Raw genomic sequence first — 25,735 nt, forward strand, 5'->3', positions numbered from 1 at the left:
GCGGGACCGCGGGACCGCGGGACCGCGGGACGGTGGGACGGCAGGGGCAGGAGGAGGGAGGAAGCGGGAGATCGGCTTTCGTCGGCCACGGACGGTGTGCCGAAGAGACAGGGAGATCGGGTCGTGTTCGACGGCTTCGAGACCCGCGCGAGTTCAGCTCGACGAGGGCCCCTGGGAGGAACGCTCACCGCCTACGCGACATCGGGCCGTGTCATCAGGGGTGACCGCACGTGCAGCTCCAGGCGGGGCCCGGTCAGGGGCACCGTGCTCCACGTGGCGGACGCGGTGCCCGACTCCCTGTCGACGACCAGCCGGACACGGTGGGGGGTGGCGATGACCTGGAGGTCGGCGACGAAGGTGCTGTCCTGCCAGGCGCCGGCCGCCACCACAGGGCGGCCGAGCGGAGAGCTCTCCCGCCAGTCGCCGTGGCCGACCTCGACGTCGAACAGCGACTCGAAGCGTACGAGCCAACCGCCGTCGGTGCTCTCGACGGTCACCAGGGTCCCGTCCGGCAGAGCGGAGGCGTCGGCGGACGCGTCGAGCACGGCGCTGACAGAACCCGGCGTACCGGCGGAGCCCGGCACCGGAGACAAGGACAGTCGCCTCAGCCGATCGGCGAGCTTCTCGTCGTCCTGGTCGGTCCCCGGCAGGTCCAAGCCGGGCAGCAGGCAGTCCCAGAGGGCATCGAACAACGCCTGGGCCTCCCCTTCGGCCGTCACGGCGACCACGAGATCGTGTGACGGCACCACCACGCACTGCTGTCCCAAAGCCCCGTGCCCGTGGAACCCGTGACGCGACCTCCAGAACTGGTAGCCGTAGCCGCAGGAGAAGTCGGCGTTGTCGGTTCCCTCCTCGAACGGCTCGCAGTCGACGTGCCGTCTCGTCGCGAGCTCCACCCACTCGCGCGGGACGAGCTCCCGGCCGTCCCACGAGCCGCCGCGCAGGAGCAGCTCACCGAACGCGGCGACGGCCTCCGTAATGAGGTGCAGACCGTGGAAGCCGAAGACGGCGCCGCTCTTCACACGGCCCCATTCAGCGTGATCGACGCCCATCGGCTTGAAGAGACGGTCGTCGAGGAAGTCGTCGAGGGCGCGGCCCGTGACCCGTTCCACCATCCGGGCCAGGAGGAAGGTCGTGGAGTTGTCGTAGACGTGCCGCGTCCCTTCGGGCGTGGCGAACGGCAGCCTGAGGAATCCCTTCACCAGGTCATCGGGTTCCAGCTCCCAGGCGTCGGCGAGGCTGTCCGTGGGGTGGCCGGCCGTCATGGACAGCAGGTGGTGGACGGTGATCCGGCGTCCCTGCTCCGAGATGCCGTCCGGGACGTGCTCGGGCAGCACGTCGACCACCCGGTCGTCCACGGACAGCAGCCCGTCGACGATCGCCAGACCCACGGCGACCGACGTGAACGACTTAGTCAACGAGTAGAGCAGGTGCGGCCGTTCGGCGGAGTACGGTGCCCACCAGCCTTCGGCGACGACGTGGCCGTGGCGGACCACCATGAGGGAGTGACACTGGATCGGTGACGCCTCCAGCCGGTCCAGCAGGGCGGCGATCGACCGGGACGACACCCCGGAGGCGGCCGGTGTCGAGCGCGGCAACAGGGCACGCTGCAAAGCCATTCGGGCACCCTAACCAGGCATCGCTCATGTGCCCAAGCGAATATCTCAGCGCCCTCCGGCGCGCTCTCAGCCCGGTGTGATCGGGCGCGTGACGAGGCACTCGGTGGCCGTCCAGGTGGACACGCGCTGCCCGTCGTCCGCCGGGAACGACTCGACCGGCATCGGCAGGTCGACCGGCTTCTGCCCGCGGACACGGGGATACGTGCCACAGGGCGGCCGACGCGGCTCTCCGCAGCACGCTGAGCTGTGACGCCCTGCGTGTGACGCGCTCCCCGTCGGCGCCGGCCACCGTGCCGCGTGCGCGGTTGGTCAGTGCATGAGTTCGAGATGACGGTGGTGCGGTGAAGCCGGACAGACGTAGAGCTGCTGGTCGTATCCGCTGCCGATCTGGACCTCGGTGGGCTGCCGGGGACCGTAGGCGTCGGGCCCGGTGGACTGGTCGCCGGAGGGTTCGTACGGCCGCCAGCCGCTGTCGGCGTTGCCCTCCAACGTGGCGATGGTCAGCAGGGCGTCCATGGCGTGGCCGCAGTCGGGACACGTGCGGGGACAGGGGTCGGTGGCACCCCAGCGGGGCCAGCCACCTACCTTCCACCCGGGCGCACCGGCGAGCTCGTTGTCGTAGTACAGGGGCAGGTACGAGCTGAACCGGCGCTCGCGGGCCTCCGGGGGCTCCGATGGGTAGGCGCGATCGAAGGACGCCCGGACGGGGGACATGGCGGCGTTCGCCGCGTCGGTGACCTGCCAGGCGTTCCAGTCGGTGAGCCGGTCCCGGAGCTCCTTGCTCAGCTCGAGGTGGTCGGGATAGTCGGTGACCTGTTCGGGCTGGAGCAGGTAGGGCTTCGGCAAGTAGTCGTGGAACTGCATCGCGGGCGGCTCGGGGGGCGTGGTGAGGATGTCGGTGACGGACGCCGCGTCACGCCAGAACAGCGCGGTCCTGGGCATGATCGGGTGATCGAAGGGACACCACAGGACCTGGAGCAGGTCCGCTCCCTGTGGCGGGTGCAGATCGGGTATGTCCCGCGCGTACAGCTGCGCCACCGGCAGCATCGCCATCGGCCCTTCGGGCACCTCATCGACCTCGATCCTGCCAACCGCCACTGACAAGGGGCCGGGACACCCCAACACGGTCGCATGACCGTCGGCGTCAAGCCGAGGTCTTCGAGGGCGATGGGCTCAGGAAGAGCCTGCTCGCCGTGGGCTGGGTCGACGACGAGGACACGGAGGGGCCCGGCATGATGCCGGTCGGGTCGTCGCATGCGCTCAGCCGGCCGAAGGGTTCTGTGTGGCGGCTCGTGCCGCGGTGAGTGCTCGCTGCCTGAGGTCGCCGCCCATCAACTGGATCGTGGTGGCGTCCAGGACGTCGTCACTGTGGATGGTCCGGCGCGAGGACGAGACCCGACGGGAGGAGGCCGGGAGAGAGGCGGCCGGGAGGGACGAGGGTGGGAGGGACGAGGGTGGGGCGGCATCGCCCGGCGCCCCCACACTGACGGTGCCGAAGCGCTGTATACCACCCTCGCGGACCACCATGGCCGCGTCCCGGGCCAGGTCCGCCAGAAACACGCTCGCGATGCCGTCCAGGTCCCGGACCATCGCCGGGACGGCCGTCACCCCCTGATCACGCAACAGCCGCTTGACCCCCGCCTCGAACCTGTGGGCTCCGGCCACGGCACTCGGTTTGCGTACCCCTCTGCGCCGGCGCGTCGTCACGACGACGCCGTCGGCATCGCGCAGGACACCGGTCAGACCTCGGAACGTCGGGCTGAAGTCGTACCACTTGGTCCCCACCTCGAGCTCGACGTTCTGATCGATCGCCGCGATCAGGTCCTGCGGAACGAGCTTCTTGCGGCCTTCGACAGCCGCCGCTGTCCTGGCGCCGGCGATGATCTCCGTCAGCACCGTCCCCGTCACCGCCGCTGCGGCCCACGCGGCCGACCGAGAGACGTGCATCGGCGCCACGTCCCTGAACACCGACTTGACCAGCGCGGGCTTGAACGTCCAACTGTCCAGGACCGAGGGCATCAGAGGAACCGCTCCCACCTACCGAAGTCGTCAGAGGCTCACACTGCACCACGCGAAGCCACCGATCATGAGGCCGTTTCCGCTGTGTCGTGCATCACAGGCAGGTGATGTCACGTTCACGCCTCCTGATCCCATCTGGTGGGCGTCAGCACGCGAACCGAGGAGGACGGAACGATGAGCACACGTCAGGAGACGGGCACGGAAGGCGCGCACCACGTCGTGATCCTGGGGGCCGGATACGCCGGTATGGCCGCGGCGGTTCAGCTCGCGGCGCGGACCAAGGGGCGCGGTGACGTGGAGGTGACTCTGGTGAACGCGCAGGAGCGGTTCACCGAGCGCATGAGGCTGCACATGGCGGCGACCGGGCAACAGCTCGCCGAACTGAGCGTCCCGGAACTGCTGGAGGGCACGGGGGCGCAGTTCGTGCGGGGCTGGGTGACGGCGGTGGACCCCGACACGAAGACCGTTCGTATCGACGACGACCGGGTCCTGTCCTACGACACCCTGGTGTACGGCCTGGGCGGCGTCGCCGACACCTCGGCGGTGCCGGGGGCCGACGAGCACGCCCACACCCTGAGCAGCCCCCAGGACGCCGAGTTGCTGGCCGATCGCCTGGCCAGGCTGGGCAGCGGAACCGTCGTGGTCGTGGGCAGCGGCCTCACCGGCGTCGAATCGGCTGCGGAGATCGCCGAGCGGCACCCCGAGCTGAACGTCGTACTGCTGGGAAGGCAGGGGCCTGGCGCGACGATGAACCGGAAGGCCAGGTCGTATGTGCGCGATGCGCTCGGGCGTCTGGGCATCCACGTGCGCGTCGGCGTCGAGGTGGTGAAGGTGCTGCCCGACGCGGTCGAGTCGGCGGACGGGGAGAACATCGCCGCTGACGTGGTGCTCTGGACGAGCGGCACCCGGACGTCGCGGCTGGCGGCCGTCGCCGGGCTGACCGTGGACGGGCGCGGGCGCATCGTCACCGACGCCGCGCTGCGCTCGGTGTCCCACCCCGACGTGTACGCGATCGGCGACGCGGCGGCCATCCAGCAGGGCTACGGCGTCATGCACGGCACCTGCCAGGGCGGCATGCCGACCGGGGTGCACGCGGCGCTGTCGATCGACCGGGCGCTCCGGGGCCGGCAGCCGAAGCCGTTCCGGTTCGGCTACTACCACACGCCCGTGAGCCTGGGACGGCAGGACGCCGTGGTCCAGTTCACGCGGCCCGACGACAGTCCGCGAGGATTCTGCCTGACCGGGCGTACGGCCGTCCGGTACAAGGAGACGGTGACCGCCTCGCCCTGGCCGACGTACGGCCGTATGAAGGAGATGCCCGCCTCGGGCGCGTTCTGGCCCCGCGGAGGCCGTTTCACGCGGCTCCGGGGGACCAAGTGACCGACCCGAGCGCCGCCGCCACCCCTGACCAGCAGGCCTTCCGCCAGCACCGACGGCTGCTGTTCTCCGTGGCCTACCGCATCCTCGGCAGCGCGGCCGATGCCGAGGACACCGTCCAGGACGCCTGGATCAAGTGGTCCGGCGCGGACCGCTCGCAGGTGGCCGACCCGAAGGCGTACCTGACGAGGATCGTGTCGAACCTGGCGCTTGAACGGCTGCGCTCCGCCCGGCACAAGCGGGAGACGTACGTGGGCCCGTGGCTCCCCGAGCCCGTCCTCACCGCCGGGGACGCCTCCGAGGCCGTACTGGACGCCGAGTCGGTGTCGATGGCCATGCTGGTGGTGCTGGAGACGCTCAGCCCGTTGGAGCGCGCGGTGTTCGTGCTGAAGGAGGTCTTCGGCTTCAGCCACGCGGAGATCGGAGAGGCGCTGGAGCGTTCCGAGTCCGCGGTGCGGCAGGCCGCGCACCGGGCTCGGGAGCACGTGCGGGCCCGGCGGCCGCGCTTCGCCGCCGACCGGGCACGGCAACGCGAGGTGACCGAGCGGTTCTTCGCGGCCGCGACCGGCGGTGACGTCAACGCCCTGATGGAACTGCTGGCCCCGGATGTCACGTTGTGGACCGACGGCGGCGGCAAGGTCCGCCAAGCCCTGCGACCCGTCGTGGGCGCCGGCACGGTGGCGTCCTGGTTCTCGGCCATCGGTACCGTCACCTACCAGGGCGTCGAGCCGGGCGACATGAAGGCGGCACTCGTCGGAATCAACGGTGGGCCGGGGATCGTGTTCAGCGGGCCGGCGGGTGTGATCGCGACGGTCACCTTCGATTTCGATGCGGACGGCCGTATCACCGCCCTCCACAACGTGGCCAACCCGGACAAGCTCAGGGCCGTGGCGGACGGCACCGCCTACGACCTGTCGTCGCAGTGAGCGCCGTCGCGCCGGACTCCGTAGGGGGCGAACCGACATCCGACGTGCGGCGCTGGGCGTCAGACGAAGTCCGCGGGCGTGATCCCGTCGGCGTGTCCCGGGGGCCACTCCACAAGCTCGATCCGGTAGCCGTCCGGATCCGTGAGCCACGAGGTCCTCGGGCCGTCAGGGCCACCGGGGTACTCGAGGGGCCCGGGACTCAGCCCGGCCTCCACGAGCCGCTCCAAAGTGACGGCCAGTTCCTCCACCTGGATCGCGAGGTGGTCGAAACCGCTGCCCACGTCGACGGGTCCGTCGCCGGGACGGTGGACCAGTTCGAGGGAGGCCGCCGGTTCGTCGGGAAACCTCAGGAGCACCAGGTGGGCGCCAGCGCCGAGCGCGACCTTCCCCAATTCGGCATAGCCCACAGCGGTGTAGAAGCCGAGCGAGCGGTCCAGGTCGGTGACGCGGTAGGAGACGAACAGGGTCTTCACGCGGCCTCCTCGGGTCGGCGCACCCGGAAACGCAGGTGTGTGACGTCCCGGTCCTCGAGGCGGCGGACGAGTTCGAGCTCGGTGCGTTCGCCGCCCAGGTGGTCGAACAGCCGCCGACCGCCCCCGAGGAGAACCGGAACCAGATGGATCTCCATCTCGTCCAGCTGCCCGGCCCGCAGCAGTGCCTGCGCCGCCCCCGCCCCGTGGACCATCACGGGCCGGCCCCCCGCCGCCGCACGGGCCTGGCGGGCGCAGTCCTCGACGTCGGTGACGAAGCGCGCGTGTCCGGGTGGCATGTCCTCGCTGTCCACCTCATGGGTGAGTACGAAGATCGGCACACCGTCGTGGTGATCCCCCTGCCAGCGTCCGGCCAGCTCGAAGGTGCGCCGTCCGGAGATCACCGCGCCGGTCGCCATCGCCTCACGGTAGACCTGACCGCTCGGTCCGTCGGACTCCCGGTCGTCGAGCCAGTTGAAGAGTCGTCCGCCGCCGCGTCCGAGCTCCTGCTCCGGCCGGTCGTCGGGACCGGCGACGCAGCCGTCGAGCGACATCGACATGTACAGCCGGATCGGACCGCCCATGGCTGCCTCCACCCTTCCTCCCGATGGCCGGCACTGCCTGGTTCCTCGGCGCGCCGGGCCTGTCAGAGGAAAGACCTCGGGCGCCCCGCGAACTCATCGCACCTGCGCTCTGCGCTCCTCAGCTCCGCACCTTGTATCTGAGGTGCAGCACCCGGTCGCCCTTGACGACCACGTGAGGATCCTCCAGCAGGAACTGCTTGTCGACGTTCCCGAAGTAGCGCCTGCCCGAACCGAACACCACCGGCACCACGTCCATGGCCACCTCGTCCACGAGACCCGCCGCGAGGACCTGACCGCCGACCTCGCCGGCGCTGACCGCGACGACGCGATCCCCGGCGAGCTCCTGCGCCTTGTCGATCGCGGCCGTCACGCCGTCGACGAAATGGAAGGAGGCTTCCGGATGCCAGCCCTCGGGCTTGGGGCGATGCGACACCACGACCACATGGTCACCGGCGGGCTGATGGCCCTCCCAGCCGTTCGTGAGGTCGAAGAAGCGGCGGCCCATCACGATCGTGCCGATCGACTCCCACATCGGTCCCACGTACCGCGCCGACGCACGGGAGACCTTGAAGCCGCTCCCGAGGCTGGAGTGGTCGTACTGCTGGTCGCCCTCGGCTCCGATCGGGGTGTCACCGCTGAAGTACCACTCGTGAAGTGGCCCCACGTCGTCGTGGTCATCGGCGATGAAGCCGTCCACCGACACGACGTCGTGCATGATCACTGTGCCCACGGGATCCTCCTCGACTCCGCCTCGCGTGCGCGTCCGAGTCCGCGCAGCTCCGTGCACACCCGATCCTGTCCTGGAGAGCCCTGAACGGGCTTGTAGGAAATCAATCGGCGGGCATCGGACCGGCGTCCGGCGGAAACCCCGGCGCGGCGGGGAACCGGCGGCGCAGGGCCAGGTACTCCGTCGGGGTGTGCCCGGTGAAGTCCTTGAACTCCCGACTGCAATGAGCCTGGTCGAAGTACCCCGCCGTATGGGCTAGGTCCGGCCATCCGGTCGGACACCGGGCGTCCACGGAGACGATCAGCCGGGCGAAGCGGTAGATCCGCGCCAGCCGCTTCGGAGTGACCCCTGCGTGAGCCTTGAACTGCGCGGCCAGATGATTGCCGCTCACCCCGGCGCCCGAGGCCAGCGCACCGACCGGGACCGCGCCGCCGGACGCGACCAGGCGACGGCCCGCGCGCAGGACGAGATCGAGTCCGCGCGGCGGTGGTTCGGCGAGCCGCGACAGCAGCTCCGCCTCCAGCACGCGCAGGGTCTCGGTCGCCGACGCGGTGTCGCCGATCTGGTTGCGGATGCGGTCCACGGAGCGTTGCCATACGGTGTCGACCGGTAGCCATCGATCCCGCAGCTCACTCGCCGGCACGCCGACGAAGGGCGACATACCCCTCGGCTTGAAGTGCACCCCGACGAGCCGTACCCGGGCGGGGTACTCGACGACGAAACGCCTGGTCCACACGCCCACGAACCACCCGTCGGCCAGCACGGCCGGCGCCGCCCCCGGGGCGGAGTCCCGCAGCACGACGGGGTCGCCCAGGTTGAGGAACAGGTGGGCGGACGGCATCGGAGGGATGTTCATGCGGCGGTGACGCGGCACCCCGCTCAGGCAGTAGATGTCGTCGACGAACCGGTCGAGGGGAGGACAGGGCACCCGGCCGACGTACTCCATGGGCTCAGTGTGCCCCGGAAGCGTGACGTGTGCCGCCGATGAGTTCGCGGCCGCCGTGTCGTCTACCCCCTGACGAAGGGAGCGCACCATGCGCAAGATCATCGTTTGCACGTTCCTGACGCTGGACGGCGTCATGCAGGCGCCGGGTGGTCCGGACGAGGACAGGCAGAGCGGCTTCGAGCACGGGGGCTGGCAGAAGCCGGTGGACGACGACGAGGTCGGCGCTGCCATCGGCGGCTGGTACGAGGACTTCGACGCGATGCTCCTCGGCCGCAAGACGTACGAGATCTTCGCGTCGTACTGGCCGAACGCCGATCCCGGCAATCCGTTCACCGCCCGGATGAACCGCATGGACAAGTACGTGGCGTCCCGGACCCTCACGTCCGTCGACTGGCAGAACTCGCACCTGCTCCAGGGTGACGTCGTCGACGCCGTGCGCGAGCTGAAGGCGTCCGACGGCGGCGACATCAGTGTCGTCGGCAGCGGCGACCTCGCCCAGACCCTCATGCGGAACGGCCTCGTGGACGAGTACCGGCTGACCATCCACCCGGTGATCATCGGCACGGGCAAGCGCCTGTTCGCCGACGGAGCCATCCCCACCGCGCTGGAGCCGGTCAGTGTGACGACGACCAAGGGAGGCACCGTCGTCGCCGTCTACCGCACGAACGGACAGCCGACGTACGACAGTTACTGAGGCCGCCGCCTCATCCGGAGTGCGGCTCCGCGGCCACGATGGAGTCGATCAGCCCGGGAAACCGCTGGTCGAGATCGACCAGACGCGCGGGCGCGCTGACCGGCGTGTCACTTGGCTACTTCCTGGTGTTGCTCGACACCAGAAAGCGCTCGCACTGATGTGCGGAGCTTCGTAAGATCACGGGGTGAGGCGTGCCGCGAGGAGAGCGTGCGCGCCAGTACTTTCGGGGAGTTCCATGCGCCGTCCTCTCATGCTCGCTGCTGCAGCCGGCCTGTTGCTGTGCGTCGGATGTTCCGCGACCGACGGGGGAGGCTCCGACGAGGCTGAGGCAGCGGCATCGTCATCCAAGGCAGCGTCGGACGCCCCGTCGGCCGTCCAGGAGGCGGTCGCGGCTCTTCGCGAGGACAGCGCCGGGTTCCGTCAGAAGATCGAGGTGCAGGGTGATGGGCAGGTGTACCGCCTCACCATCACCGGCGGCTTCGACTTCGCCGCGGACCGGGGCCACCTGGCGGTCGACTTCCCCGGCGGTGGCATCGACCACAGCGAACAGGTCTTTGTAGAGGGCAAGATCTACGTCAGAAACGTGCTGGGGACCGGTGAGGACACATGGGGAGCCATCCCCCGGGACAAGGCCCAGGCGCACTACTTGCTGCGGGCGCCGCTGAACGACCCCGAGCACGTCCTGCAGCAGATCGCCGCGATGCGCAAGGTCTCCCGAGAGGGGGAGGAAAGCGTCGAGGGTGCGCGTGCGGTGCACTACCGGGGCATCCTCGACCATCGCACCGTCACTTTGCGCATGGCCGCGGACGTCCGCACCAAGATGGGCCAGGCCCGCGACATCCTGGGCGGCGACTTGCCGGTGTTCGCGGACGCGTGGGTCGATGGCAAGGGGAACCTGGTGCAGACGCGCATGAGCGCCAACATGTCCGGCGCGCGGGTGACGGTGACCACCATCCTGTCGGACATCGGCGAGCCGGTCCGCGTGAAGGTGCCACGTGCCGCGGACGCAACCCCGATCAGTGAGGCCACCGGCGTCCTCAACGGCTGAGTCCGGACGACCGCCGTCCCGATGCGCCACCGGGTCGGCCATGGCGCGACCGGCCGACGGAGGGAATCGATGGGCAGAGGCCGCCTGTCAGACCCCTCTGACAGGATGCGCGGATGACCTCAACCGCCTCCCCTCCCCACGGGGATGACGAAGAGCTGCGAGCCCGCCTGCTGGAGCTGGTCGGCGCCATCGAACCGTGGGACGGCCTCGAGCGCACCCACCTGACCACCACCGCGCAGTGGATCACGAGCGGAGCCCCGCTCCACCGGGTACGCAAGTCCGACGTTCCCGCGATGCACCTGGTGAGCTACTTCGTCGTCCTGGACGCCCCGAGCGGCCAGCTGCTGCTCGTGGCTCATCGCAAGGCGGGCCTGTGGCTGCCGCCCGGCGGACACGTCGAACCGGGCGAGGACCCGTGGTCCGCGGTGGTCCGCGAGTGCGATGAGGAACTGGGTATCCCGGCAACGCCGCCGCCGACCACCGGCGAGCGCCCCTTCTTCCTCACCGTCACGGAGACGCGAGGGCCGGGCGTCCACACCGACGTCTCGCTCTGGTACCTCCTCGTCACCGACGCCGACAGCATCACCTCCTACGATCAGGAAGAGTTCGACGCGATCCGGTGGCTGACCGCCGAAGAGGTGCTCGAGGAGTCGCCGGAAGTGCTCGACCCGCACATGCACCGCTTCACACACAAACTGCGGCACGCCCGCGCCGCGGTTCACGTCGGGTAGCCCCCTCGGCCTGCACCGCGCACTCGACGCCCCGCCCCGCACACGCGGACGTTGTCAGTGGCGCCTGACATGGTTCGGATCATGTCGGCTGGGGGTCCCTTGGACCGGGGCTTCGAAGAGGACGGGGCCGAGGTCGAGTACTCCCCACCGACGGGCTGCGACCAGGCCGTGGCCTTCCTCCGGGAGCACGGTGAGCAGTTCGCAGAACTCGCCCCGGCCGGTGCCTCTGCGGCGCCCTATCGACCGGCGTCGGCGTCGACTTCGGGATGCGTGAACCGGACGGGCTTGCCCAGTGACCGGGCGTAGGCGATCTCGGCCCGGGTGCTGTCCCCGATGTAGTCGCCGACCACGAGGACTTCGTCGGCGAGCCGGATCTTCGCCCGGTGCAGTTCGTCCAGCCGAAGCTTCAGCGCCTTGGCCTGATCAGGATCCGACCACAGTGGGTTCGGCGACTTCAGGTCGCACCCCGGCTTCACGACGATCCTCCCCGCTTCGGTCTCCCGCACGTCGGCCTCGCCCATCTCGGCCATGAACCGGGTGGAGCCGCAGATCACGACGATGCGTGGAAGGCCCAACCGCTGCTTCGCGTCCGCGAGCTTCTCCTCGGCGGTATGCGGTACCGGGCGTGACACTGGTTCCTCCTGGTGACGTGGTCCTCGGCTTCACATGGCCCGGCGAAAGCCGTGCACGGGCGAGGCAGACGCGGACAATCTCGGTGGTCGCCGGACGGCGACAGTTGCGATCATGAACCGTCCGAGCCTGACGATGTGTGAGGAATGCGATCGAGATGCCAGCCGTCCCCGCCGATCCGACCGTAGTACATCCGATGCCCGACCAGCCCCGGGTCGTGCTGCTCAAACCACTGATCACCTCGCCGCTGATCGAAGTGGGGGAGTACTCCTACTACGACGACCCGGATGACCCGACGGCGTTCCAGACCCGCAACGTGCTCTACCACTACGGGCCGGAAAGGCTGGTCATCGGAAAGTTCTGCGCACTCGGCGAGGGGGTGCGGTTCATCATGAACGGCGCCAACCACCGTATGGACGGACCCTCGACGTTTCCGTTCCCGATCATGGGCGGATCGTGGGCCGAGCACTTCGACCTGATCACGGGGCTGCCCGGTCGGGGTGACACCGTGGTCGGGAACGACGTCTGGTTCGGTTACCGTGCCATGGTGATGCCGGGCGTCCGTATCGGACACGGAGCCGTCATCGCCTCCGGCTCCGTCGTCGTCGACGACGTTCCCGACTACGGCATCGTCGGCGGCAACCCGGCCCGCCTCATCCGCCGTCGCTTCGACGACGAGGACATCGCCCGGCTCCTGGCCGTCGCCTGGTGGGACTGGCCGGCCCGGCACATCACCGAGCACATCCGCACGATCATGTCCGGCAGCGTCGACGAACTGGAGGCCGCGGCACCGAAGGGCCGGTAGACGAGCCTTCCGGCACGGCGGCGGCGGGACCCCTGGGCGCGCCCCCAGCAGCCCCGCCGCGTGCTGTCCCGTTCAGACGGCCAGTGAGGCGACCTCGTCGCGGGCCCGCTTCGGTTCCAGGACGCGTTCGGCCAGGAAGCCGAACAACAACCCGAAAGCGGCCCACAGGACGGCCTGGAGACCGATCGAGGCCACCCGGAACTCCCACAGGTCGGTCGCCGGGAAGCCCTTGGGGGTGTTGTCCCCCTCCGGCAGGACGGCCATCACGACCGCGACGACCGTGACGAAGGCGACGCCGGCGGCGATGGTGGCGTTCCAATTGCCCCAGGACGGGGCGAGCTTGCGGCCCAGCAGGATCGCCGCGATGCCCAGCAGGACACTCAGGGCGATCATTCCCACGAACAGGATGGTCCGCTTTCCGATGGTGTCGGGGTTGCCGACGGCAGGCGGGTTCGCTGGGTACTTCAGGATCGGCAGCAGGTAGAGGAGCAGGAACCCGGCCAGCGCGGTGAGCGCCGCTGTGGACCGTGCCCCGAACCGGCCGATGCGGCCCAGCGCGAAGCAGAACGCGAGCGCCGCGATGCCGCCGATGGCGACACCGAAGACGAGCACACCCGTGGCGAGACCGGCGGTCGACTGCACGGTGCGACTGACGAGTTCCTCGCCGCCATGTCCGTGTTCATGGGAGCCGGCCTCCTCGAACGCGATGGCCGCGTCCACGGGGCCTTCCCCGACCAGGAAGGCGAAGACGAAGGCGAGCACGCCGGCGCCCAGGCCGGCGAGCATGCCGCGCACCAGCAAGGTGCGTACGGTGACGGAGTTCATCGAACGTCTCCGTCAGTGGCAGGGGAAGCCGAGGAGGTGCCGGGCGTCGTGCACCCATTCGTGCACGCCCTCACCGGAGACCAGTGCGGTGGCGCCCTGCTCGGCGCCGACGAAGTACAGCAGGACCAGCATCAGGATGCCGACGAAGACGGCCCAGGGGGCGACCGCCCGCAGCGGCAGCGGCGCGAGGGTCTGGGTGGTGGGGGTGGGGGCGGCAGTGGACTGCGCCATGGCGAGACCTCCTCGGGAACTACGCGTCCCGCGTCGTGTGGAGCACTCGACGACAGCGTTGGGTCTGACTCACCGCCCCACCTGGCTGGCGGGATGGCACACAGTGGCGCGACCGTGCCGGGCTTGCACCGGACTTCCGTAGCGCTGTCGTCCTTGTCGCCCCAGATGGTAGGGGCAATGCGCAGTTCGGCCAACATGGCGTACGCCACCTACGATGAACCGACCTCGCAGAAAGGCCCATCATGACCATCCGGCTCACGCTGCTGTGCGCGGCGGCGCCGACGGAACGCGACGTGAGATTCGGCGCGGACACGCCGTTGGACGAGAGGGCCCTGGGGCAAGTCCGAGGGACGGCCGGATCGTTGCCGTCGGCCGGCGCCTGGCTCGCGGCGCCCTCCCAACGGTGCCGTCAGACGGCGAAGACCCTCGCAGGGGACGCCGTCGCTGTCGAGCCGGCCCTCCGGGACATGGACATGGGCGGCTGGCGCGGCCGGACTCTGGACGAGATCGCGGCCGGTGACGGGACCGGACTCGCCCGGTGGATGTCGGACCCCGAAGCGGCTCCGCACGGCGGCGAGTCGGTGGCGCAGCTGTGCCACCGGGTCTCCGCCTGGCTGGAGGAGCTGCCCGACGAGACGGGCCGGGCCTTGGCCGTCGTCGAACAGGCCGTGGCCCGGGCAGCGTTGCTGCACGCGACGGGTGCGCCCCAGCAGTCGTTCTGGCGCATCGACGTTCCGCCCCTCGCCGCCGTGCAACTCACCGGCAGATCCGGCCGCTGGAATCTACGGATCCCCACGATCGGGAGCAGTCGATAGTCCCCAGCCCGGAGTGGTCGCCGCGTATCGGCTGCGGGGTGTCCACGGGCTTCCCGGGCGAGCCAGTTGAGACCATGAGCAGGTGATGAGGTTCACGGCAGTCGGGGCGCCGGTGCGCATCCCGTAGTCCTCGCCCGCCGCCGCGACAGAGGCTGCTGTCCGGGCGTCGTGCGTCTTGCCATGCCCGGAACGGCATCCCAGGCATCCTCGTACATGCAGGTCACCCGGCCTGGGACGGTTCCATGACGTCCGATCGACCGATGGTCGTTGCGTCCGGCGGTGGTGACCACCGATGCTTTCGGTGTCGCGCCGAACGGATCCGGGCTGACCACCTGGCACGGCCGCGGCACCCACATCCGGCATGCATCCATGCATTCATCCACGGGGGACACCCATGCCCATGCCCATGCGCAGCCGAATCAGCGCTGTGATTGCGCTCGCCGTCGCCACCCTGGCCGCCGGCACGGCCCTGACGGCACCGTCCGCAGGCGCCGCGCCGAAGACCACCACGCCCACCTTCCTGTCGGCGTCCCAACTGCCGCCCCATCCCACGTCGTCGTGGACCGCGGGGCCCATCACCGAGGGCTTCCCCGAGGCACTCGGACTGTGCGTGAGCACGGAGGGCGTGCTCTCCTACGACTACCGGCACCGCACGTTCCACACCGACCTGGACACCAGCGCCGCCCAGCTCACCGTCGTGACGGGTACGACCGCCCAGGCCAAGGCCTTGGCGAAGCACTACGACGACCTGATCCGCACCTGCGCCGACCGCATCGAGGCCGCCACGCCCGACGTCGAGGCCCAGGGGCGGGACTACGGCAAGCTGGCGGTCGAGGAGGGCGCGCGCGTCCGAGGCCTGCACACCGAGACGTCCTGGGGCGCCTCTGACATCGCCCTGCTGTCCGTCGGGCGTGACGGCAGGACCGTCACCGTGGTGCAGTGGGGGCAGATGGGCGACTTCACGGACGCCCCCGTGACCGCGTTCAAGAAGACGACGACCACGGCTGTCGAGAAGCTGTACTGACCGCCCGGCGACAGGGGCAGGACCCGAGGCCCGTCCAGCGGCCGCCCGACCTGCCCACCCCTCCTCTACCCAGCCGCCGCGACGGCGCGGAAGACGTAGGCGGTCATGGTCGCGTCGACCGGCCCCGGGCCCAGCCGGGCCGTCATCTCCTCGAGGACGGCGGCCCGGACGCCCGGTGCGTCTCCGTGCGCCTCGACAGCCGCGCGCACGGGCGTCCCGGTGAGGTAGCCAATGACAAGATCGGCGGTCGAGGCGGCCCGGCCGGGAAGTGTGAGCTCCTGCTCGTCCTCGACGGCGAACCCGGCCGCCGTCAGATCGGCCGTGACGACGGCGGGGTCGGCGTAGCCGTGCGGAACCGTCCTGAAGAACGCGGGCGGGTCGACGGGGAACGCCCGCTCCAACCCCGCCTGCAACGCGACTTCGAAGGCGTGCGCCTCGAGCGGGCCCCAGGTGTTGAACAGGAACCGGCCGCCAGCGGCCAGCACCCGGCCGACCTCGCTGAACGCCGCGATGCGGTCGGGAAAGAACATCACACCGAACTGGCAGACCACGAGGTCGAAGCTCCCGTCCGGGAACGGCAGTCGCTGCGCGTCGGCCTGCCGCCACACCGCGCCCGGGGCGCGCTCCGACCCGAAGGCGACCATGGCCTCGTTGAGGTCGGTGGCCGTGACGTGGGCGGAGGGCAGTGCCACGAGCAGGCGTGCTGTCAACGCGCCGGTGCCCGAGGCGAGTTCGAGGACGCGTCGAGGGCTGAGTGCCGCGGCCCGGGCGGCCAGATCCTCGGCGAAGGGGCGGAAGACGACCGGGACGAGGTACTGCTCATAGGCTGCCGGCATGGATGCGGACCACCGCCGGTCGGCATGGACTCCAGTCACCCTCATGACGGTAGCCCTGCATGAGGCCACCGGCTCCTCGGCGCACCGTCGCGCATCTCTCGACGCGCCACCGCCCGGAGTGAGGCAAGGCACCCGGTGACAGCAGGCCCGATCAGCGACCGGTGAGACGCGCGGTCAAGCGGGACAGCAGAGCGACGGACTCGCTGAGTTGCCGCATCTCGTCGGCGTCGAAGGTCTCGCGGATGGCGACACCCAGGGCGCCCGCGCGCAGCGTGCGTTCCCGCTGGAGGCGGGACCGGCCGGCGTCGGTGAGGTGCAGCAGGAGCTTGCGGCCGTCGTCGGGATGCGGCTCCCCGCGGACCAGGCCCTGGGCCGAGAGGTCCTTGACCGACTTGGCGGCCGACTGATGCGTGACACCGCGCATGCGGGCGAGGTCGGCCGTCGTCAGAGGGCCGTTCCGGTCGAGGAACCCGAGGATGGCGGCCTCGCCGGGCGGCATGGTGTCCACGGTCCGGACGGCCCGGACCAGTTCCCCGAGCGACCGCCGCAGTTCCTCGGCCAGGGCGTCTTCGTGCATGGGTCCATCGTAGCCGGAACTCCAAAACCGTGTTGTACAGTCTAGTTGTACAACTAACCTTCATAGAAGTGAGAGGTGCGGAGATCATGGAACTCACGAAGTTCGGTCATGCGTGCGTGCGGCTGGAAAAGGACGAGCGTCGCCTCGTCATCGACCCGGGCGGTCTGACCGGCCCGGAAGCTCTGGAAGGCGCGGACGCCGTACTCGTCACCCACGAGCACTTCGACCATTTCTCGGAGGAGGTACTGCGCAGGGCGGCCGAGGAGCGTCCAGGGCTGCGGATCTGGACCAACTCCTCCGTGGCCAAGCAACTGGACGGCATCGGAACGCAGGTCGTCACCACGGGGGAGGGGGAAGCCTTCAGCGCGGCCGGCTTCGACATCCGCGTCCACGGGACCTGGCACGCGGTCATCCACCCGGACATCCCTCGCATCCCCAACATCGGCTTCATGGTCGACGATGCCCTCTTCCACCCCGGCGATGCCCTGACCGTCCCCGGCGCCCCGGTCGACACGCTGCTGCTGCCCGTACACGCACCCTGGTCCACCGTCGGGGACCTGATCGACTACGTACGCGAGGTCGCGCCCCGCGACACGTACGCGGTGCACGACGGTGCCCTCAACGACGTCGGGACCGCGATGGTCGCGGGTTTCCTGGGTGAGCGGGGCCCCGGGATCCCGACGCGGTACCGGCGCCTCGCCGCGGGTGAGAGCGTCCTGATCGACTGACGGTCGGCGCCGGCGGGATGGTGCCCGGGGTCGCAGGGCCGTGGGGCCGCCACACCTCCCCGCCCGCGTCGAAACCGGCCAGCCCCGGCGGCCCCACGACTCCGCACCTGATGCCGCGCCGGCGATCCAGGCTCCACCTGGCCGCGCACTGGAGGGCATGGCAGATCCTGGGTCTGCTCGCCAGCCCTGCGATGTAAAGAGCTCCGCCTGCGGGAGGGCTGCTGCGCAGAGCAGCGCGATAGCGCCCGCCCCCAGCGGGGAGGGGAGGAGGGCGGTCAGATTGCAAACTCTTTCACACACCCCTCAGCTCGATTGCCAGGCTCTTTGTATACATCCCCACCAAGTGTCTGAAAATCCTTGCTGCAAGTTGCATGCGTATCCGAATGGCTTGAGGATGCGCCGCATGACCAATCACGTGACGCGACGCGCACAGTCCTTCATCGCTCTCCCAGCAATCGTCGCGGCGGGATTGCTGGTGCCCCTGACGGCCGCGCCTTCGTCTGCGGCGACCGTCGGAGAGCCGGCTCCGCAGTGCGTCGAGTACTTCCAGAGCTGGCGCTACACCGATGTCCACAATGGCTGCCTCGACGCCGTATCCGTCACGGTCGAGTACACGAACGGCCAGTGGGCCCCATGCCGGGTCATCGAGCCCGACGGGCGGGCCACCTTCGCCGGATACGGGACGAACGGCAATCACGTGACGGGACTGCGGGCATGCGATCCCACCTCTGTCACCCCTGCGGGTGCCTGAACTGCGTAAACGAGGCTGATGATCTGCAGGATGCACCGTCGAGGGACCTGCCCTGACAGCTGTGCATAGGCACGGATCATCGGGGTAGTTGGCAGCTGTCCGGCGGGAGGGCTGGGGCCGTCGAACCTGGGGAGGTCGAAGCGGCCCCGGCCTTCCCGCTGTACGGCAACGGCCGATGACCTGCACTCTGGGCGCGGCCGGAACCGGTAGTCCTCATTGCAGGCAAGGCGACGGCGCCGACGACTGGAAGCCGATCCTGAATCCGGACGCCCCCGCGCACGACGCGCGGGCGCCGACCTTCCGTGGCGGGTCACCTGCATAGAGCGGGGAGCGGACTCGGTGTTCTCACAGGTCTCCCACTTCACCGAAGGCTGTATGGTTCGGGACCCTGGACGAGCGGCAACTGTGGAGGAGTCCGAGCGCCTGGCGACGCTGTCGCCGTACGGCCACAGTTGCGGGACGGCGTTCAGATCGTGGGGGTGGTGCGGGAAGGGGGGCGCGCCTCCAGCACGACTGCCGTGCCGGCGGCCGTCCGGTCCTCGTGCATGGTGATGAGCTGACCTGGCTGGACGTGCGTCCAATGGGCAGGGGTGAGGGGGACGAGCCGCACGGTGGCTCGGCCGCCAGGGTGCAGAAGGGGCATGTCCTCGACCCAGAGCCCCGCGATGCTGACGGAGGTGTGCCCTGTGGGTGACAGGTTGCCGATGTCCCACATGGGTCGCAGAACACCGTGACCCGAGATGGGCGTCGTGCGACGGGTCTCGTGGGCGGGCCGTAGCATCAGGTCCGCCCGGATCATGCCGTTCATGATCTCGGAACACCGCCAGTGGCACCAGGCCCTGCTCCGCTCAAGGCCAAGCTGCGTAGCCGCCTCGGCAAGCTGCTCCCAGAAGGCCAGGGGCAGCGGTAGCCCGCCTCCGAGCTCCTCCAGCAGGTTCAGCGCGATCTGCCATTCGTCGTGGACGAGATAGTCCCAGATGTCCTCCACCGAGAGGTCGTTCTCGGTCGCGACCTCCTGCGGAACGAGGAGGGAAGCCGATTCGAGCAGCTCGGTGACGTTCATGCGGTCATTGTCGCCGTGAACCGGATCCACAGGTCCGACCGGCTGCAGCTTCGCCCGCTTTCGTGTCCTTCGCAGCGCGGGCGATGAGTTTCTGGCTGTTGGCCGGTCCAACCTGGTGACCACGTCGCGTGACCACTTGGGAAAGGACACTGTCATGTCGGAGCTATTGGTCGATTTCATCACTTCTCTCGACGGCTACGCGTCCGGTGAGGGGTGGCCCGGTTTCTGGGGTCTGGAGGGCCCGGAGTACCTCGGATGGCTGGGGGAGCAGCCGAAGGTCACGTACTTGATGGGGGCGAATACCTACCGCTTGATGTCAGGGTTCGCGGCAGGGGAGGTTCCAGCAGGCCAGGACGACTTCAGGCCCGAGGAAGAGGCATCCGTCGACGAGCTGACGCAGGCGCCGAAGGTGGTGTTCTCCTCCTCTCTGGAAGATCCACTGACGTGGGCGAACTCCACGCTCGTCCGTGGTGACGCGGTCGAGGCGGTGCGTGCCCTGAAGGCGGAGGGCTCGGGACTGCTGAGCACGATCGGCAGCCTCAGCCTGTCCCGGTCGTTGCTGCAGGCAGGACTCGTGGACCGTTTCCGGGTGGTGATGTTCCCGGTGATCACCGGGGCCACGGGCGAAGAACGCATCTACGACGGCTATCCGGACGTCGCCCTGGAGATGATCGACCACCGCACCTTCGACGGCCGTACCCAGCTGGTCGAGTACAAGCCGCGCGTGCTCGAGCATCCGCCGCTCGGCGTCCCTGGGTGAGGTCGCACGCTGAGCCGCCATCCCGGAAGCCCCCACCGTCGACCGTCCCTGGCGGAGGACTGCCAGTTGCTTTGGCCGTTTCGAGCCTTCAAGAGGGGCCGGTGCGGTGGTCGGCCGGGAAGGACCATTCATGCGACGCGTAGGTCCCTACTCAACGGGGGGCCGGCCCCCGGACGCCCGCCCCGGCATGACTCACCAAGCCTCACATGACCACACCACACCGCACCGCCTCACATACCTGCTCGCAGTGGTCGTGGAGCGTGAGCACGCAGGGCTGGCGAGATCAGTGACGGTGACGACGACCGGGAGTCGGTGGAGACCACCGTCTGACCACTTCGCGGCCCGGCTCCTGAGCGGGCCTCTGCTCACCTCGCCCGCCCTGGGGGCACAGACCCGCTAGTCATGTCGTGGGCCGTGGCGCGTGGGGGACAGCGGCCGTCTCTTCTTGTATCGAGGGTTTGACACAAGTTTTCAGAGCAGGGCATCTTGTATCCATCACTTGGTACAAGGTGCCTTGGGGGATCCTCACGTGCTCGACACCGTCCCGCTCCAGACCCGGTTCCTCGACCACGCCGACCACTACGCCCGTTGGTCCGGCCTGGCGATCGGCATAGAGGTCGCACGGCAACTGCTCACGATCGAGAGCGGCGACATAACGACACCCCTCGTGCTGGCCGTCACCGCCTTCGGCCTGTGCGCGGTGGCGGGGGTCCTGATCGGTGACGCCCTGACACTGCGCCCGCAGGAAGCGGTCCGCACCGCCAGCCTCGCCCCACGCCTGGTGCGCGACCACGTGCCGCCACGTATGACGCCCCTGCTCCTGCTGGAAGCAGGCTCTCTTCTCGCACTGCTGGTCATGGGGGCTGTCACGGCATCCTCCAGCAGTGACCGGACAGGCGGGGCGGGGCGCGCCATGGAGGTCGTCTGCGACGGGGTGCGTTCCTCCGTCGGCCCCTGGCCCGGGCTGTACTACAGCGGCCCGATGTTCGGTGCCCTCGCGGTCGCAACCCCTGCCTGCGTCTGGGCGCTGCGCCGCATCGCCTTCGGACCCGGCGACCACCAGCAGCGCCGCGACCGAGCCTGGGCCATCGTGGGAGCCTGGGGACTGCTGGTGTCGTGTCAGGTGCTGCTCGTCGTACTGACCTTTCTGGTCGCGCTCATCGACGGCCCCTGCGCGGGCCCGCTGGGCGCGGTCACCGTGATGGTGACCTGCCCCTTGGGAGTACTGAGCGTGTTCACGCTCGGATGGTCCCTGCTGACCGTGGTCGCGCCGCGGGCGGTCGACGACGGCGTGACAGGCGAGGGGAGTGGCGAGGATGAGTGACCCTGCCGTCCGCGTCGACACCACCAGCCAAGTACCGCCGTACGAGCAGATCCGCGCACAACTGGCCGCGCTCATCCGGACCGGCCGACTGGCCGAAGGTGACCGCCTGCCGACCGTCCGGCAACTCGCCACCGACCTCGGTCTGGCACCCGGCACCGTGGCCCGTGCATACCGCGAGCTGGAAGCCGCGCACCTGATCCGGACTCGCCGCGGCGCGGGCACCCGGGTCGCCGAACTCCCTCCCGCACACGGGCACGATGTCCATCAACTCAACACGCTGGCCAGAGATTTCACCTCCGCGGCCCGTGCGCTCGGCGCCGGCACCGAGGACATCCTGTCGGCCGTCCGCAGCGCCCTGGACTCGGCGTCGGGACCTGCTGCGTCCCCGTATGGCGACGGATCGGGGAGAGTCAAGGCGACGGAGGCGTCGGCGACCGTCCAGGGTCTGGGGTTGCGCGGCCGGTAGGCCGACGGCCACTGGAACGCTGAGCAAGGCACTCGCCCCGACGGGGCTTCAGGCTGTGCCCAGCGGAAAGCCTGACGGCCGCTGCACTGACCGGGGCGCGTGCTCAGGCGGTGGGGCGGGTGCCCGGGGTGTGGCCGAAGGTGCGGCGGAAGACGCTGATGAAGGTGCTGGCGGATGACCAGCCGCAACGGTGGGCGACCGCGGTGACCGGGGTGTCGTCGGCCAGAAGGATCAGGGCGTGGTGGAGCCTGATCTGGGTGCGCCACTGCGGGTAGGTGAGGCCGAGGTCGTCGCGGAGGCGCCTGGAGAGGGTGCGGGCGCTGGCGCCGATCTGACGCCCGAGGTCGTCGAGGGAGCGGTTGTCGGCAGGGTCGCTGCGCAGGATGTCATGCAGTTCGCGGAGCAGGGGGTGGGTGGGGACCGGCAGTTGCAGGGGCTGTTCGGGGGAGAGGGCGAGCTGGTCGAGCATGACGGCGCGTAGGCGGTGGCGGGGCGGGGTGTCGTCGTCGGGATCGCGGGTGTAGGCGACGATGAGTTCGCGCAGCAGTGGGCTGACGGCGATGACGGCGGGTCTGTCCAGGCGGAGGGGGTTAGCGGCGGTGGGCAAGCCGACGAGGTGGAGGTCGAGGTCGCCGTGGGCCTGGTGCTGGTGGACCGTGCCTGCGGGGATCCAGAGTGCGCGGGTGGCGGGGGCGATCCAGGAGCCGGCGTCGGTGGTGACCGCGATGGTGCCGCGGCTGGCGTAGGCGATCTGGTGGTCGTCGTGGCGGTGCGCGTCGATCTCGCCGCCGGAAGCCAGGCGCTGAGTTCGGGTCGGCGCGGCAGGAGATCGGCGGGTTTTCTGCATCACGTGTCAATGTATCGAAAGCGCGACAGATGCGGTCCTTCCAGCATGGGAGGAATGCGAAAGAACGCACCGATCCTGCTGCTTGCCGCGGGGCATGCCTGTGTCGACATCTACCAGGGCGCCGTCGCGGCGTTGATTCCGTACTTCGTGGCCGAACGGGACTACACCTATGCGGTCGCCTCGGGCATCGTGCTGGCAGCGTCCCTGCTGTCGTCGCTGGCCCAGCCGTTGTTCGGAGTGCTCACCGACCGGTGGGCCATGCCGTGGCTGCTGCCGGTCAGCACTCTGTTGGGCGGGGCGGGCATCGCGCTCAGCGGCCTGAGCGGCTCCTACGGCATCACCTTGTTCTTCGTCGCCGCGTCCGGCATAGGCGTGTCCGCCTACCACCCGGAGTCCGCGCGCATGGCCCGGCAGGCGAGCCAGGGCAGCCACAGCGCGATGAGCTGGTTCTCCCTCGGCGGCAACATCGGCTTCGCGCTCGCCCCCCTCATGGTGTCGGCGACGATCGGGCAGGGTTCCCTGCACCTGACACCCGTCCTCGTCGTGCCCGCTCTCGCCGGCGCCTCGGTGTGCGTGCCGGTTCTGCGGATACTGGCCCGCCCTCAGACCGGCACGACCACGACCCCGCAGACGCCGATTGCCGCGGACGACGTGGCCTCGTTCGTGAAGCTGTCCCTGGCGGTGGTCTTCCGCTCCATCGTCTTCACCGGCCTGAGCACCTTCATCGCCCTCTACGCCCAGCAGCGCATACCAGACAGCACCACCGCGGGCGCCGTGGCGCTGTCCCTGTTGTTCCTGGGCGGCGCTGTCGGCTCGGTCCTCGGCGGGGCCCTGGCCAACCGCTACGACCGCGTCCAGGTTTCCCGTTGGGCCTACCTGCTCTGCGTCCCCGCGGTCACCGGGCTGATCTACGCGCCGGGTGCGGCCATGTTCTGCTTCGTGGCCCTCACGTCAGCCGCCCTGTACGTCCCCTTCTCCCTCCAAGTCACGCTCAGCCAGGACTACTTGCCCTCCCGCATCGGCACAGCCAGCGGCATCACCCTCGGACTCACGGTCAGTATCGGCGGCCTTTTCAGCCCTCTAGTGGGACGCCTCGCCGACACCACCACCCTCCGGACCGCCCTCACCCCGCTGATCGCCATGCCGGCCCTGAGCTGGCTCCTGTTCCGCGCCCTGCCCGAACCCACAACTCCCGGCACGCGGACCGCTACACCTCCGCCCGTATCCACACGGCCAGATGCGCAGACAGAGACTGGCCGATGAGCGCGGTCCGGCTGGCAGAACTGACGATGAGGCATCCGAGGACGCGTGGCTCGGCCACTCGATACGACAAGACCGGTTCCGGCCAGGCGGCCCGGAAGCCCTGAGGTGGGGCCCAAGCCAAAGGGGCGAAATTGGATGACCGCCTTACCCTTGCGACCCTGGGTCGGATTGAGCACAGTGACGGCGTCGTCGAGGTCCGCAACGTCGTGGATGTTCGTCCATGGTCAACTGTCCCGCACCCCCTGCACGATCTGACGTTGCCACCGATGACGAGATCGAGACCGGGGACGTCCTCCGGTGCATCGTTCTCGAGATCGCGGAACTCATGTGCGCCGAAATCCCTCGGTCGGCGCCGCGCTAGTGCCGCATCAGGCAACGTTTGCCCTGCCTTGACGCGCGGGCCGACTCGCTCCGGTGCCAACGGGTGGTAACGGCGTATGTGAGGGCTCGGATAGGCTCAAGCATGCGATCTCGAACAGGCGGCATGTGGTGGGGCACCACGATCGAAGCGCCGGACCCCAGCGGTTTGGCGAAGTTCTATGCCGAACTCCTCGATTGGCACATCGGGCACGAGGAACCGGGAACAGCCATCGTGGCCGCCTCACCGCAGGGACCGTTCTTCGTGTTCCAGCAGGCGGAGGGCTATCGGTCTCCGGTGTGGCCACCGGCCGACGGTGACCAGCGCCCGATGATGCACTTCGACTTCCAGGTCGGCGACTTGGACTCGGCGGTCGCTGAGGCGGTGGCCCTGGGCGCCACCATCGCAAAGTTCCAGCCGCGGGAAAACGTCCGGGTGCTCTTCGACCCGGCCGGCCATCCTTTCTGCCTGTGCCGCGACGATGAATAGATCAGGCGACGTTCGCCCGGTCGACGACGGCGCGTAGGCGCCGGTCGTCGGCATGGCGGTTTCGCCAGATGATGTCGCCGCGGGCGGGCGAGCAGGCCGCGTAACGCCTCGCGACCGATGAGGATCACCCGGCCGTGGACTTTCCGCAGGTAGGCGGCGAGTTTGCGTAGCGACCAGCGGGTGAAGGGCTGGCCGAGTTTGGTGGGGTGAGTGGTGGCCGTCTGGACGACGAAGTCCTCGTCATCACGATTGAGCAGGCGGGGACGGCGTCCCGCCCATCGAGGGTCCAGACAGGTTAGGCCGATCTCGTTGAACCGGTGGATCACATCGCGCACGGTGTCCTCGTTCGCCTGGATACCAGCTGGGCGATCACCGGCACACGGTTCCCACGGGCCGAGGGCAGCAGCATCATCGCGCGCCGGTAGCCCACCGAGTTGGTGCTGCCCCGGCGCACGATCTGCTGCAGCTTCTGCCCCTCCTGGTCGGTCAGTCTGCGCACACGGACGGGCTCGGCCACTGCACCTCCAGCAGTCGGATCGGACGTCACCGCCCATCCAACCGCCCCGAACCCCAACCCGGCGAACCTTTGCGGTCAGAGCACTAGCTGGTGCTGCAGGAGACTGTGGGCCAGGTCCAGGTTCCGTTGGTCTGGATGGTGGCGCCCCAGTTGTTGCCGTTGCCGTTCGGTTTCGCTACGAGCGTTTGTGCGTCGGGGTAGCTTGCGCTGATGTTCCAGGTGGCCAGGACCTTTTCGGGTGAGGGCACCTTCATCGTGACGGTCCAGTTGTTGGATCCGCTGACG

29 protein-coding genes and 2 pseudogenes are annotated in these 25,735 nt (G+C 69.4%); 15 read left to right on the forward strand and 16 right to left on the reverse strand.

All coding sequences use genetic code 11. From position 1 onward, the window contains the following. Positions 1-191: 191 nt before the first annotated feature. From ADL34_RS14995 to ADL34_RS15005, 3 genes are all read right to left on the reverse strand, one after another. Positions 192-1,619, reverse strand: coding sequence for a serine hydrolase domain-containing protein (locus ADL34_RS14995; protein WP_199835575.1), 1,428 nt, complete (start codon positions 1,617-1,619; stop codon positions 192-194). Positions 1,620-1,928: 309 nt separating this feature from the next. Next, positions 1,929-2,687, reverse strand: a complete 759-nt coding sequence (locus ADL34_RS15000) for a non-ribosomal peptide synthetase (RefSeq protein WP_234375024.1) — start codon at positions 2,685-2,687, stop codon at positions 1,929-1,931. Between the two features lie 192 nt (positions 2,688-2,879). After that, on the reverse strand, positions 2,880-3,638 hold the full coding sequence (locus ADL34_RS15005; RefSeq protein ID WP_062668392.1) for a hypothetical protein: 759 nt from the start codon (positions 3,636-3,638) through the stop codon (positions 2,880-2,882). A gap of 174 nt (positions 3,639-3,812) precedes the next feature. Between ADL34_RS15005 and ADL34_RS15010 the strand changes: the two genes are divergently transcribed. Then, positions 3,813-5,018 carry an NAD(P)/FAD-dependent oxidoreductase gene (locus ADL34_RS15010; RefSeq protein ID WP_062668391.1) on the forward strand — a complete coding sequence of 402 codons (1,206 nt, stop codon included), beginning with the start codon at positions 3,813-3,815 and terminating at the stop codon, positions 5,016-5,018. Next, the gene (locus ADL34_RS15015) at positions 5,015-5,941 is read left to right on the forward strand and encodes an RNA polymerase sigma-70 factor (RefSeq protein ID WP_062668390.1); all 927 of its coding nucleotides are present in this window, start codon (positions 5,015-5,017) and stop codon (positions 5,939-5,941) included. Before ADL34_RS15010 ends, ADL34_RS15015 begins: the two co-directional genes overlap by 4 nt. 59 nt (positions 5,942-6,000) lie before the next feature. On the opposite strand, the gene ADL34_RS15020 is transcribed toward ADL34_RS15015, so the two are convergent. The 4 genes from ADL34_RS15020 to ADL34_RS15035 form a co-directional block, all read right to left on the reverse strand. Then, positions 6,001-6,414 carry a VOC family protein gene (locus tag ADL34_RS15020; protein WP_062668389.1) on the reverse strand — a complete coding sequence of 138 codons (414 nt, stop codon included), beginning with the start codon at positions 6,412-6,414 and terminating at the stop codon, positions 6,001-6,003. Continuing rightward, the gene (locus ADL34_RS15025; protein WP_062668388.1) at positions 6,411-6,995 is read right to left on the reverse strand and encodes a dihydrofolate reductase family protein; all 585 of its coding nucleotides are present in this window, start codon (positions 6,993-6,995) and stop codon (positions 6,411-6,413) included. Before ADL34_RS15025 ends, ADL34_RS15020 begins: the two co-directional genes overlap by 4 nt. Positions 6,996-7,113: 118 nt before the next feature. Further along, positions 7,114-7,725: a dihydrofolate reductase family protein gene (locus tag ADL34_RS15030; RefSeq protein ID WP_062668387.1), complete on the reverse strand. Its 612-nt coding sequence runs from the start codon at positions 7,723-7,725 to the stop codon at positions 7,114-7,116. Positions 7,726-7,825: 100 nt separating this feature from the next. After that, positions 7,826-8,668, reverse strand: a complete 843-nt coding sequence (locus ADL34_RS15035) for a helix-turn-helix domain-containing protein (protein WP_062668386.1) — start codon at positions 8,666-8,668, stop codon at positions 7,826-7,828. Positions 8,669-8,756: 88 nt separating this feature from the next. On the opposite strand from ADL34_RS15035, the gene ADL34_RS15040 reads away from it, so the two are divergent. The 3 genes from ADL34_RS15040 (at position 8,757) to ADL34_RS15050 (ending at position 11,141) form a co-directional block, all read left to right on the forward strand. After that, positions 8,757-9,362, forward strand: a complete 606-nt coding sequence (locus tag ADL34_RS15040) for a dihydrofolate reductase family protein (RefSeq protein WP_062668385.1) — start codon at positions 8,757-8,759, stop codon at positions 9,360-9,362. A gap of 250 nt (positions 9,363-9,612) precedes the next feature. Further along, positions 9,613-10,410 carry a hypothetical protein gene (locus tag ADL34_RS15045; protein ID WP_159038925.1) on the forward strand — a complete coding sequence of 266 codons (798 nt, stop codon included), beginning with the start codon at positions 9,613-9,615 and terminating at the stop codon, positions 10,408-10,410. Positions 10,411-10,523: 113 nt separating this feature from the next. Next, a complete protein-coding gene (locus ADL34_RS15050; RefSeq protein ID WP_062668383.1) occupies positions 10,524-11,141 on the forward strand; it encodes an NUDIX hydrolase in 618 nt (205 codons plus the stop codon). A 236-nt stretch (positions 11,142-11,377) separates the two neighbouring features. Here the strand turns inward: ADL34_RS15050 and ADL34_RS15055 are convergent, their stop codons facing one another. Further along, a complete protein-coding gene (locus tag ADL34_RS15055) occupies positions 11,378-11,773 on the reverse strand; it encodes a hypothetical protein (protein ID WP_062668382.1) in 396 nt (131 codons plus the stop codon). 155 nt (positions 11,774-11,928) lie between these two features. Here ADL34_RS15055 and ADL34_RS15060 point away from each other — a divergent pair, with 155 nt between their 5' ends. Then, positions 11,929-12,576, forward strand: coding sequence for a CatB-related O-acetyltransferase (locus ADL34_RS15060; RefSeq protein ID WP_062668381.1), 648 nt, complete (start codon positions 11,929-11,931; stop codon positions 12,574-12,576). A 72-nt stretch (positions 12,577-12,648) separates the two neighbouring features. Here the strand turns inward: ADL34_RS15060 and ADL34_RS15065 are convergent, their stop codons facing one another. Both ADL34_RS15065 and ADL34_RS15070 read right to left on the reverse strand, forming a co-directional pair. Further along, on the reverse strand, positions 12,649-13,401 hold the full coding sequence (locus ADL34_RS15065) for a CbtA family protein (protein ID WP_062668380.1): 753 nt from the start codon (positions 13,399-13,401) through the stop codon (positions 12,649-12,651). A gap of 12 nt (positions 13,402-13,413) precedes the next feature. Continuing rightward, positions 13,414-13,632, reverse strand: a complete 219-nt coding sequence (locus ADL34_RS15070) for a CbtB domain-containing protein (protein ID WP_062668379.1) — start codon at positions 13,630-13,632, stop codon at positions 13,414-13,416. Positions 13,633-13,874: 242 nt separating this feature from the next. Between ADL34_RS15070 and ADL34_RS15075 the strand changes: the two genes are divergently transcribed. Then, a complete protein-coding gene (locus tag ADL34_RS15075; protein WP_062668378.1) occupies positions 13,875-14,447 on the forward strand; it encodes a histidine phosphatase family protein in 573 nt (190 codons plus the stop codon). Positions 14,448-14,847: 400 nt separating this feature from the next. After that, positions 14,848-15,471 (forward strand): hypothetical protein, encoded by a 624-nt coding sequence (locus tag ADL34_RS15080; protein WP_062668377.1) that lies wholly within the window; start codon positions 14,848-14,850, stop codon positions 15,469-15,471. Between the two features lie 65 nt (positions 15,472-15,536). On the opposite strand, the gene ADL34_RS15085 is transcribed toward ADL34_RS15080, so the two are convergent. Both ADL34_RS15085 and ADL34_RS15090 read right to left on the reverse strand, forming a co-directional pair. Beyond that, entirely contained in the window at positions 15,537-16,307 is a 771-nt protein-coding gene (locus ADL34_RS15085) for a class I SAM-dependent methyltransferase (protein WP_062668376.1), read from the reverse strand. Positions 16,308-16,458: 151 nt separating this feature from the next. Then, positions 16,459-16,884 (reverse strand): MarR family winged helix-turn-helix transcriptional regulator, encoded by a 426-nt coding sequence (locus tag ADL34_RS15090; RefSeq protein WP_062668375.1) that lies wholly within the window; start codon positions 16,882-16,884, stop codon positions 16,459-16,461. 86 nt (positions 16,885-16,970) lie between these two features. Here ADL34_RS15090 and ADL34_RS15095 point away from each other — a divergent pair, with 86 nt between their 5' ends. Both ADL34_RS15095 and ADL34_RS15100 read left to right on the forward strand, forming a co-directional pair. Then, positions 16,971-17,612, forward strand: a complete 642-nt coding sequence (locus tag ADL34_RS15095) for an MBL fold metallo-hydrolase (protein WP_062668374.1) — start codon at positions 16,971-16,973, stop codon at positions 17,610-17,612. Positions 17,613-18,015: 403 nt separating this feature from the next. Next, complete coding sequence (locus ADL34_RS15100) at positions 18,016-18,363, forward strand: alpha-amylase (protein ID WP_234375025.1); 348 nt, start codon at positions 18,016-18,018, stop codon at positions 18,361-18,363. 466 nt (positions 18,364-18,829) lie between these two features. On the opposite strand, the gene ADL34_RS15105 is transcribed toward ADL34_RS15100, so the two are convergent. Next, positions 18,830-19,426 carry a hypothetical protein gene (locus tag ADL34_RS15105; protein WP_062668372.1) on the reverse strand — a complete coding sequence of 199 codons (597 nt, stop codon included), beginning with the start codon at positions 19,424-19,426 and terminating at the stop codon, positions 18,830-18,832. A 154-nt stretch (positions 19,427-19,580) separates the two neighbouring features. On the opposite strand from ADL34_RS15105, the gene ADL34_RS15110 reads away from it, so the two are divergent. From ADL34_RS15110 to ADL34_RS15120, 3 genes are all read left to right on the forward strand, one after another. Then, on the forward strand, positions 19,581-20,186 hold the full coding sequence (locus ADL34_RS15110; RefSeq protein WP_062668371.1) for a dihydrofolate reductase family protein: 606 nt from the start codon (positions 19,581-19,583) through the stop codon (positions 20,184-20,186). A gap of 529 nt (positions 20,187-20,715) precedes the next feature. After that, positions 20,716-21,510: a hypothetical protein gene (locus ADL34_RS15115; RefSeq protein WP_199835576.1), complete on the forward strand. Its 795-nt coding sequence runs from the start codon at positions 20,716-20,718 to the stop codon at positions 21,508-21,510. Further along, positions 21,503-21,976, forward strand: coding sequence for a GntR family transcriptional regulator (locus ADL34_RS15120; RefSeq protein ID WP_062668369.1), 474 nt, complete (start codon positions 21,503-21,505; stop codon positions 21,974-21,976). The genes ADL34_RS15115 and ADL34_RS15120 overlap by 8 nt, the downstream gene beginning before the upstream one ends. A 103-nt stretch (positions 21,977-22,079) precedes the next feature. On the opposite strand, the gene ADL34_RS15125 is transcribed toward ADL34_RS15120, so the two are convergent. Continuing rightward, positions 22,080-22,823, reverse strand: a complete 744-nt coding sequence (locus ADL34_RS15125; RefSeq protein ID WP_062668368.1) for an AraC family transcriptional regulator — start codon at positions 22,821-22,823, stop codon at positions 22,080-22,082. Between the two features lie 54 nt (positions 22,824-22,877). Here ADL34_RS15125 and ADL34_RS15130 point away from each other — a divergent pair, with 54 nt between their 5' ends. Next, positions 22,878-24,086 (forward strand): MFS transporter, encoded by a 1,209-nt coding sequence (locus ADL34_RS15130; protein WP_062668367.1) that lies wholly within the window; start codon positions 22,878-22,880, stop codon positions 24,084-24,086. Between the two features lie 463 nt (positions 24,087-24,549). Further along, a complete protein-coding gene (locus ADL34_RS15135) occupies positions 24,550-24,933 on the forward strand; it encodes a VOC family protein (RefSeq protein WP_234375026.1) in 384 nt (127 codons plus the stop codon). An 83-nt stretch (positions 24,934-25,016) separates the two neighbouring features. Here ADL34_RS15135 and ADL34_RS15140 read toward each other — a convergent pair. Then, positions 25,017-25,450: pseudogene (locus tag ADL34_RS15140) on the reverse strand (helix-turn-helix domain-containing protein); the annotation flags it as partial. 83 nt (positions 25,451-25,533) lie between these two features. Continuing rightward, positions 25,534-25,735, reverse strand: a pseudogene (locus ADL34_RS36685) (1,4-beta-xylanase); the annotation flags it as partial.

It is taken from the genome of Streptomyces sp. NRRL WC-3605 (assembly GCF_001509795.1).
GTDB classification, from domain to species: domain Bacteria; phylum Actinomycetota; class Actinomycetes; order Streptomycetales; family Streptomycetaceae; genus Streptomyces; species Streptomyces viridochromogenes.